At 70.7% G+C, this 9,159-nt stretch carries 5 protein-coding genes and 3 pseudogenes; 3 read left to right on the top strand and 5 right to left on the bottom strand.

Translation table 11 applies throughout. The features are described from left to right. Positions 1–453 (bottom strand): annotated as a pseudogene (locus GT354_RS00110) (ATP-binding protein); the annotation flags it as partial. After that, on the bottom strand, positions 450–1,061 hold the full coding sequence (locus GT354_RS00105; protein ID WP_161354060.1) for a TetR/AcrR family transcriptional regulator: 612 nt from the start codon (positions 1,059–1,061) through the stop codon (positions 450–452). The gene GT354_RS00105 and the pseudogene GT354_RS00110, both read right to left, overlap by 4 nt. A 231-nt stretch (positions 1,062–1,292) precedes the next feature. Between GT354_RS00105 and GT354_RS56255 the strand changes: the two genes are divergently transcribed. The 3 genes from GT354_RS56255 (at position 1,293) to GT354_RS00085 (ending at position 5,797) form a co-directional block, all read left to right on the top strand. Continuing rightward, a complete protein-coding gene (locus tag GT354_RS56255; protein WP_202511375.1) occupies positions 1,293–3,782 on the top strand; it encodes an MFS transporter in 2,490 nt (829 codons plus the stop codon). Between the two features lie 98 nt (positions 3,783–3,880). Continuing rightward, entirely contained in the window at positions 3,881–4,825 is a 945-nt protein-coding gene (locus GT354_RS00090; RefSeq protein WP_161354059.1) for an MBL fold metallo-hydrolase, read from the top strand. Between the two features lie 105 nt (positions 4,826–4,930). Continuing rightward, positions 4,931–5,797 carry an aldo/keto reductase gene (locus tag GT354_RS00085; protein ID WP_161354058.1) on the top strand — a complete coding sequence of 289 codons (867 nt, stop codon included), beginning with the start codon at positions 4,931–4,933 and terminating at the stop codon, positions 5,795–5,797. Positions 5,798–6,071: 274 nt separating this feature from the next. Here GT354_RS00085 and GT354_RS00080 read toward each other — a convergent pair. The 3 genes and pseudogenes from GT354_RS00080 to GT354_RS00070 form a co-directional block, all read right to left on the bottom strand. Next, positions 6,072–7,491 (bottom strand): annotated as a pseudogene (locus tag GT354_RS00080) (NF041680 family putative transposase); the annotation flags it as partial. Between the two features lie 141 nt (positions 7,492–7,632). After that, positions 7,633–7,827: pseudogene (locus GT354_RS53240) on the bottom strand (transposase); the annotation flags it as partial. Continuing rightward, positions 7,763–8,368: a hypothetical protein gene (locus GT354_RS00070; RefSeq protein ID WP_237534228.1), complete on the bottom strand. Its 606-nt coding sequence runs from the start codon at positions 8,366–8,368 to the stop codon at positions 7,763–7,765. The pseudogene GT354_RS53240 and the gene GT354_RS00070, both read right to left, overlap by 65 nt. Positions 8,369–9,159 lie beyond the last annotated feature (791 nt).

Below are 9,159 nucleotides of genomic sequence, written 5' to 3'. Positions count from 1 at the left end.
GCCCGACCCGCCGGAGTCGTTGGAGCCGTACTGCCTGGAGCCGGGCGAACGGCGCGGTCGGCCCCGCGACTTGCTCCTGACCAGCGCGGTCGACCACGCGTTCGTCGTCCTGCCGGCCACCCGGGACACGCCGGGAGCCGCAGTTGCTGCCGGGGGAGCCGGCCGACCAGGCGCAAGGCCTCCCGGCGTACAACGCTCAGACCCGCGTACGAACGAGGGCCGGGCCTCGGGCTCGACGCCGGTGGCGCGCAGGATGCGCAGCCCCACCGCGGCTTGGGCGGCGTCCTCCGGCAGCGCGCTCTTCCCGGTGCCGATGTCGCCGACCGGCCCCACCGCCACCGCACCTCCGTGCCCTTGAGCGGCGTCGGAGAGCAGGGCATCGAGGGCGGCGGTGTGGGGTGTTCGTCCGTGCGGGACGAGCCCGCCCTCGGGGATGCGGTCCGCGGGCTTCATCCGTCTTCGGTGCGGCCCCAGTTGGTCAGCAGGGCGTCGATCGCGGTGTGCAGGGTCGCTGCGGGCACGCCATCGCGCAACTGCGTGGACGAGCCCAGGAGAAAACCGTGGATCATGGCGGTCACCCCTGCGACGTCGGTGCCGGCGTCGAGTTCGCCCGTCTCGACTCCCCGCTCGACACACGTGTGGATACGTGCCCGGTCGAATTCCCGGCGCGCGGAGACGACCGCGCACACTCCGCCCTGGGCCTCGCCCGACGTATGCGTGGTGCCGCAGAGGGCGACGAGGCAGCCGAGGGGGTGCGAGGGGTCGGCCTGCATGTCGATCGACCCGTGCAGTAGGCGCTCGACGCGCTCCCGGGGCCCGGCCGACTCGTCCGCGACGACGTCGGTGACGCTGCCCGGACCCTTGGTGTAATGCTGCACGACCTGTTCGAACAGCCCCTCCTTAGACCCGAAGACGCCGTAGAGGCTCGCCGAGGACAACCCGGTGGCCGCGCGCAGCTGCGTCAGCGACGTCGCTTCGTAGCCCTGCTCCCAGAAGAGCAGCATCGCGGCCTCGAGTACGGCCTCCATGTCGAAGGCACGGGGACGGCCTGCGGACGGCACATGAACCTCCTGCGTCGCGGGTCGAGCACGGATCGAGCTTCCGGCGCTTTGAGCGCTTCTCCGCCCATCATATTGGAACGGTCGCTCCGTAAATGGCCGCGGTCCCCCGATCCGTGCTGCGGCCGCCTTCGGCGCGCCGCCGATCATGCCGCAGAGTGACCTTCACCACTTATGGATCAATCGATCTGTAATAGCTTGACCGGCGCATCCCGGCGGGTCAAGTATTTCGGCATGAACGATCCACAATTGGGGGCGGGTCACGTGACCCGCCCCGCGCTGAGCCGCGGGACCGTGCTCCTGCTGGCGGTGGTGTGCGGCGCCGCTGTCGCGAACATCTATTACGCACAGCCGCTGTTGCCGGTCATCTCGAAGGCGTTCGGGGTCTCCGAGGGCGCCGGCGGTCTGGTCGTCACCGCCTCGCAGATCGGCTACGCGATCTCGCTGGCGCTCGTCGTCCCCCTGGGCGACGTACTCGAACGGCGCCGACTGGTGAGCGTGCTGCTCGGCCTGAGCGCCCTCGCCCTCCTCGGCGCGGCCGTGTCCCCCTCGATCGGACCGCTGTACGCGGCGGTCGCGCTGGTCGGGGTGACCTCCGCCGTGGCACAGATCGTGGTGCCGATGGCCGCGTCGCTGGCCTCCGATCACGAACGCGGCACGGTGGTGGGCACGGTCATGAGCGGCCTGCTCATCGGCATCATGCTCGCCCGCACGGTGGCGGGCGTTCTCGCCCAATACGGCGACTGGCGGCTGGTGTTCGTCTTCGCGGCCTTGGTGATGGTGGTGCTGGCGGTCGTCCTGCGCCTGGTGCTGCGTGCCATGCCGCCGTCCGGGAGCACCCCCTACCCCCAACTGCTGCGCTCGGTGTGGACGCTGGTGCGCACCGAGTCGCTGCTGCGCAGGCGGATGGCCCTGGCCGCGGTCGGCATGGGCTGCTTCACCGTCTTGTGGACCGCGTCCTCGTTCCTGCTGGCGGGACCGCGGTACGAGTACGGGCCCGCTGCCATCGGCATGTTCGGTCTGGCCGGGGTCGTGGGAGCCGTCGCGGCGGTGGCGGCCGGGCGGTTCGCGGACCGCGGGCGCGGCCGGCAGGTGGCGACCACGGGACTGATCCTGTTGACGAGCAGTTGGGGTGTACTCGCCTTGGCCGGCACCGGCGGCCCCGGCGGCCTGATCGCGCTGGTCGTCGGCATCATGGCGCTCAACCTCGCCCAGCAGGCCCTGCTGATCAGCCACCAGAGCGTCCTGTACCGCAGGATCCCGCAGGCACGCAGCCGGGTGACGACCGCCCTCATGGTCGCCTCGTTCGCCGGCAGCACCGTCTCCTCCGCGCTCGTCTCGGCGCTGTACCCGATCGTGGGCTGGGCAGGGGTGTGCGCGCTCGGCGCCGTGATCGCGCTGATCGGCGTCGGAATCTGGACCCTCGAACTGCTCCGTCCCAGCCCGTCGGAGCCCCTTTCCGACCTGTCGGGGCCCCTTTCCGACCCTTCGGGGCCCCTTTCCGACCCGCCGGGGCCCCTTTCCGACCCTTCGGCGCGCCTTTTCCACTCTGCGGCGCCCTTTCCCACCCCTCGGAGCTCCTTTCCGGCCCTTCGGCGCCCCTTTCCGACCCTTCGGCGCCCTCTTCCGACCCCTCGGCGTCTCCGGCCGCCTCTCGGAAACCGCTCGCCGGCTCCTCGACGACCGCCACTACCGACGTGGGCCTCGAACCCACCGCGTCCCCGCAAGGCGGGCGCCCGTGCCCGAAGGAGTCAGCTCATGCCTGAGATCCGCCGGGTGGCGATTCTCGACGACTACCAGCAGGCCGCCCACCAGTACGCCGACTGGAGCACCCTGCCCGAGGGCGCCCGGCTCACCGTCTTCACCGAGCATCTGGGCGGCCCCGACGAGGTGACCGCCGCACTGGAGCCCTTCGACGTGATCGTGGCCATGCGCGAGCGCACCGCCTTCCCGGCCGGGGTGCTCGACCGACTACCCAATCTGCGCCTGCTGGTGACCACCGGCCCGGCCAACGCGGCCATCGACCTCGCCGCGGCAGAGCGGGACGGGATCCTCGTGTCGGGAACCCGCCCCGCGGGGCTGACCCCGACGGCCGAGCTCACCTGGGGCCTGATCCACGCCCTCACCCGCTCCCTGCCCACCGAGGACGCCGGCCTGCGCCGGGGCGGTTGGCAACGGACGGTAGGTCGCGAACTGCACGGGAGGCGCCTGGGCGTCATCGGCCTGGGAAACGTCGGCACCCGCGTGGCCCGCGTCGGACTCGCCTTCGGCATGGACGTCGTCGCCTGGAGCGCCCACCTCGACCCCAGGCGCGCAACCGCGCTGGGCGTCACCCCGCTCGGCAAGGAGGAACTCCTGGCCACCTCGGACGTGGTGACCCTCCACGTCCCGCTCTCCCCGCGCACCATCGGCCTCCTCGGACGCGAGGAACTCGCCCTCATGCGGCCGGACGCGCTGTTGATCAACACCTCGCGGGCGCCCGTCGTCGACGAAGCGGCGCTCCTGGCCGCGCTGACCTCCGGAGCGTTGGGGGGCGCCGCCTTGGACGTCCACTCGGCCGAGCCGCTGCCCGCCGACTCGCCGTGGCGCGACGCTCCGCGCACGGTGCTCACCCCGCACCTGGGCTACGTCACCGACGCCACCTACGAAGTCTTCTACCGCGACGCCCTCGACGACGTCCTCGCCTACGCCGCAGGCCGACCGGTCCGCGTGCTCGCGCCGTGAGCCGATTGCGCCCCACCATCCCCGCAACACCCGGCAAGCCCGGGAAGTACGGGAAGCCCCACCAGAAGTACGCGAAACCCGATACGAGAGGCGCCACCATGGCGACGTACGAACAGACCGCCCCACCGTCCGACACCTCGCGCAACGACCGCGAAGACGAACGCGAAGACGATTCCGGTACCCGGATGCCCCGCCTGTGGACACGCACCATCGGCGAACTGACCCTGAGCTACGTCCCCGACGCCGGCGTCGCGATGATCCCGGGCCGCGTCTACCCCTCCTCTGCCGCATCGGACTGGAGCCCCTACCGCCCCCACATGACCGACGCGGGCCACCTGGCCATGGGATGCGGAGCCCTGCTCGTCGAACGCGGCGGGACCCGCCTGCTTCTCGACGCCGGCCACGGCCACATCTCCGGCGAGGAACCCGAGCACTTCCAGCACGGCTTCGCGCACGTCAAGGATCTCCCCGTCTCCCTGGCGAGCCTCGGCGTGGACCCGGCCGAGCTGGAGACGGTGGCGTTCACCCACCTGCACGAGGACCACACCGGCTGGGCCCGGCCCGACGCCGTCGCCGGCGGACACAGCCTCTTCCCGAACGCGCGCTGGATCGTCGGGGAGGGCGAGCTGCGAGGAGGCGTCCCCGCCTCCGGCGAACGGCTCGCCGGCGAACGACTGGCCGGTGAACGGACGCGGACCACCACCGCGGCCGACGGGACCGAGATCGCCGAGGGCGTCCGCGCCTGGGCGCTGCCCGGCCACACCCCCGGGCACACCGCCTGGGTCCTCGACGCCGGCGACGGCCGCCGAATAGTGGCCTTCGGCGACGCCATGCACTCACCCGTCCAGGTCCGGCACCCCGACTGGGAGGTCGTCCTCGACCACGACCGGGACATGGCCGAGCGCTCACGGCGCCGTCTCGTGGAGTTCCTCGCCCAGGACGGCGTCTACGGCTTCGGTGTCCACTTCGCGGATCAACAGCTCGGCACCGTCGACGGCACCGGACGCTGGCGCCCGTGGGACGACGCGAAGGACGCCCGCTGAGCCCACTCACGCGCTCACGAGACGAACCGAACGAACGGAACGAACCGAATGGAACGAACGGAACGAACAGCGCATCCGCACCAACGACTCACCAGGAGAGCAACGATGGACTCGACCGACCGGCCCGCCACCGCGGCAGGCACCTTCACCCTCGGCGACGACCTCCCCGTCGCCCGCCTCGGCCTGGGCACCATGCAGATGACCGGCCCCGGCGTCTGGGGAGACCCGCAGGACCCGGCCCGGGCCGTCCGGGTCCTGCGCCGCGCCGTGGAACTCGGGGTGAACTTCATCGACACGGCGGACTCCTACGGTCCCGCCGTCGCCGAACCACTCGTCAAGAAGGCCCTGCACCCCTACCCGGATGGCTTGGTCATCGCCACCAAGGCAGGGCTGACCCGCCCGGGCCCCGACCGGTGGCTACCGGTCGGCCGACCCGAATACCTGCGCCAACAGGCCGAGATGAGCCTTCGTCACCTGGGACTGGAGCGCATCGACCTCTTCCAGTTGCATCGCATCGACCCCGAAGTGCCCCTGGAGGAACAGCTCGGTGAACTGAGCCTCCTGCAACAGGAGGGAAAAATCCGTCACATCGGTCTCTCCGAGGTATCCGTCGAGGAACTCCAAGCGGCGTCGAAGACCGTCCCGATCGCCTCGGTACAGAACTTGTTCAACCTCCACGACCGCACGGCCGAGCCGCTGCTCGAGTACGCGACGAGCAACGGCATCGGCTTCATCCCCTGGTTCCCCCTGGCCACCGGGAGGCTGTCGCGACAGGACGGCCCCCTTGCCGGCCCGGCCCGGCAACTCGGCGTCAGCGCCTCGCAACTCGCCCTGGCGTGGCTGCTGAAACGCTCCCCCGCGGTCCTCCCGATCCCCGGAACCTCCTCCGTCGAGCACCTGGAGGAGAACGTCGCAGCCGCCGGAATCGACCTGACCGAGGCGGTGTTCGACGCCCTGACGCATGCCGTGTAGGGCTGCCGCCGATCCGGGCACGGATACGCGGAAACACCGACACGGGCCCCACCGTTCGCCGGCGCCGACCGGGGGCCCACCGTGACGTTCCCTCGGCGCCGGCGACGATCACGACCTTGAGTGCCTGACGCTGCGCGGTACAGACCCATCCTCGAAATCGGGCTGCGATGAAGTCCGGATTGCTGAACGTAGGCTTGACTTTTGACCGTGCGACGGGGGTTTGTCCCGGTATTGTGGTGGCCGGGTTTGCTGCATGGCTCGCCGGTTCGACGAGGCGCCCGACGTCGCGGCGGGGTGCGGGTCCGCGGTTCTTCGAGCCGCGTGGACGTCCCGGCCCCGGCCGTGAGGGTTTCGGTGCCTTGGTGGACGTGCGGTGTCGGCGTGCAGGTTCCGGAACCCGCGGCGGGCCCGGGCCGGGGTGAGCCGGTTTGATGCGGCGGGCTTCTCCCAGGACGTCACAGGTGGTCCTCGGCGAGCGGGCGCGCGAGGAAGAGCTGCGCGTAGGTGGCGATCACGATTCAGGCCCGGCGGTCGGCCGCCTCGGGGCTGCGGAGCTTGGGCACGGTCCAGCCGAGGGTGTGTTTGAACAGGGGGAACGTGTGCTCGATGTCGAATCTGCGGAGGAACGACTGCCGGCATCGGTCGATGTCGGCTTCGGTCCCATCGGTCTTGGACCACCACAGCCAGACCGGCTTGGGGTCTCCGCCGGTGGGCAGCTGGTCGACGTGGAGCCGGATGACCGTCCCGGAGATCTTCGGCAGTTCGCCGTCGAACCCTTCCCCGGCACTGCAACGGGTCGACCGGGGATGAAGCCGGTCCCACGCGCTCGCGTTCGCGGTGCCGAAGCGGGTGGTCTCGGTGGTCGTCGCGGCCTGCGGGTCGCCCCATGTCGCAGGTTGGCCGAAGACGAACTCGCCGCCGTGCTTGGGGGGCCGGCCGCCCTGCGGGTCGTAGACCCGCGGAGGTGTCGGCCGGCGCATGACGCGGTCCGAGCGCATCCGTCGGAGCAGATCCGTCCGAGCAGCTCGACCGGCAGGCCCGCGAGGAGGAAGGCGATGCGGGGGATGTCGTAGCCGGCGTCGAGCACGACCAGCCCGTCCGGCACGTCCGGGTCTTGAGGTTTGTACTGTCCTGCGGCGACCAGGCGTTCGACGACCGCGCGGACCTGGACGGCGGTGGACGCCGCGACGTCCTCGCCGGGGCCCGAGACGGACCGTGTCCGACCGTGTCCCGCACCACGGTCCGCGAACTCCGGCCCGGCTCCAGCGCGGCGACGATCGAGTAGGGCCGACCGGGGATCATCTGGTGCTTGCCCTCGCCCCGGCCGTAGGGGTGGCAGAAGGAGCGGCCCGGGCTGGTGCCCGCGTCCGGTCGCAGCCACGGCGAGACGTCGACCGCGAGCACGATCCGTCCGTCCACGACCCTGGGCAGGGGCAGGGGCAGCCGCACCAAGGCGTCCCGCAGTCGGTCGGCGTCGATCCGGCCGTGGTTGACCGCGTCGTAGAGGGCTCCCTGGCCACGGCGGTGCTCCGGCGCGAGCGACAGCCCGACCAGGGCCTTCACCGGCCCGTCGCCGCACAACACCGCGTCCGCCACTCGAACAGCACATCACCGCGGCGCGTCAGGCATGCGTAGAACTCGGCCTGCGGGCGGGCTGGGTGGGTGGCGACGCGCCAGGATCGCGGCCGTGGGATGTGCTGCCCGTCGAGGAAGCCTTGCAGTGCGGTTGGGGAGCGAAGGCTGCGATCCGGCACGGCCGGCAAGCGAGCATCGATGCGTTCGAGGATGACTGCGATGGCGGTCAGGACGTGCTGGACGTGAGCTTTGCCTTCGCTTCGGTAGCGGTATCGGCGCATGCCGTGGCCGTTGACGAACTCGCTGATCGTGCTCTCGATGGCCGCTCGCAGCGAGTAGCGCGAGAGCCGTTCCCGGGTCTGCTGCCCGGTCCGGGACTCGGACTGGATGTCATGGAGATCGCGCAACAAAGAATGCCACTTTCCGGACAGCAGATCGCCCGCGAAACACGGCACCAGCCTGGTCGGACCGATCCGAGCCAGGAGCACGGACGTACCAAGTCGGGGGTGGCGACCTCAAGATCCGTTGGGGGCCGCGTCGGTAGGTCTCGATCTGCCGGGCCGTCAATTCCGCTTCCCGCCTTTGATGGCAGAGATCGGCGAGTTCGCCGGCCGGCGCGGTCTCGTAGTCGAGCAGATCGGTCGACGCCCGGATCGTCTCGCCGTCGTCGACCCGGTACTCGATCACACGCACGTTCACCCGGCGGGTCTTGACGCCGCCTCGGCCGAACGAGGTGACACGGGCCAGGTAGCTGTCGTCGGCCAACCACTCCACGACGGTGCGTACAACGGGGGTTTTCGCGCGGATCAGCAGATGCGCGCCCGCGCGACGACGAACGCCTGCCCACGCGTCGAGGACGGCGAAGTTCCGATCCATGATCACGAGCATGTCGCGGGCCGCATCGGCCGGCGGTATCGCCAGTTCCCTTTCGCCGCAGTCCAGTCCGCCGATCCGGGCGTCGACCACCGCGTGGATACCCGCCTCGGACAACGTCACCACCCCAGCCTGCGCAAACGCCACGGGACTCCCGCCCGCCGCCGTCGGCCCACCGAACACTTCTCCGGTTGGCCTCAGTGTCGGGCGCATCCATGAAGAACTCGCCGACGGCGGCCACCCGCATCCCCCGCCGGAAGGAGCCGGCCGTTCCGGGAGTGAAAGGGGCCTCCCCCGGTGTGAGAACACGTCCGTACCTCCGGGGTGCCGCTGCGTCGGTCGGGCCCTCACCGCTCAAGGATGCGCCCCGGTGAGGCGACGCCGCTGGGGCCCTTCGATAACTCCACCCGCGCGGAGGTCGCGCATCGCGTTGCGAGCGGCGCCGTCCCCTACGCCGTACTGCGCTCACCAACTCGCTCCGGGTGGGCATGGAGTCGCGGGACGCCAGGTTCACCCTGCGGACGCGCTCACGCAGAGCATCGGCGACGCACTGGTGATCATCCGCTGACACGCAGCGAACCTTCCCGCTTCATGGAATCTTGGACGTCCAAGGTGTACCCATGCTCATTGTCTCCCAGTCGATTGGCGGCTGGCGTTGGACGACGGGACGGGGGCAAGGCCGGGACCCTCTCTGTTGAGCCCACCGACCTCGCGTTGCCGGTCGCCGACCGTCCCTCATAAGAGAGAAATCGGACGGTGCTACGGTCCAGCCCCACGTGTGTGGGGACTTCTTGCGCACGACGACGGCCAACGCGTGTGGGCTCGATTCACCCCCACGTTTGTGGGGACTTCCTGCACAGGCTGTCGCCGCTCGACACGCCGTTCGGTTCACCCCCACGTGTGTGGGGACTTCC

This window comes from Streptomyces sp. SID3343 (assembly GCF_009865215.1).
Classification (GTDB): Bacteria; Actinomycetota; Actinomycetes; order Streptomycetales; family Streptomycetaceae; genus Embleya.
Note: the sequence above shows the minus strand (reverse complement) of the source record. Positions and strands in the feature narration are given on the sequence as shown.

Excerpts from the sequence above, each read along its gene's own strand:
- GT354_RS56255 (WP_202511375.1), top strand. The coding sequence starts at position 1,293 with ATGAACGATCCACAATTGGGGGCGGGTCACGTGACCCGCCCCGCGCTG.
- GT354_RS00090 (WP_161354059.1), top strand. The coding sequence starts at position 3,881 with ATGGCGACGTACGAACAGACCGCCCCACCGTCCGACACCTCGCGCAAC.
- GT354_RS00085 (WP_161354058.1), top strand. The coding sequence starts at position 4,931 with ATGGACTCGACCGACCGGCCCGCCACCGCGGCAGGCACCTTCACCCTC.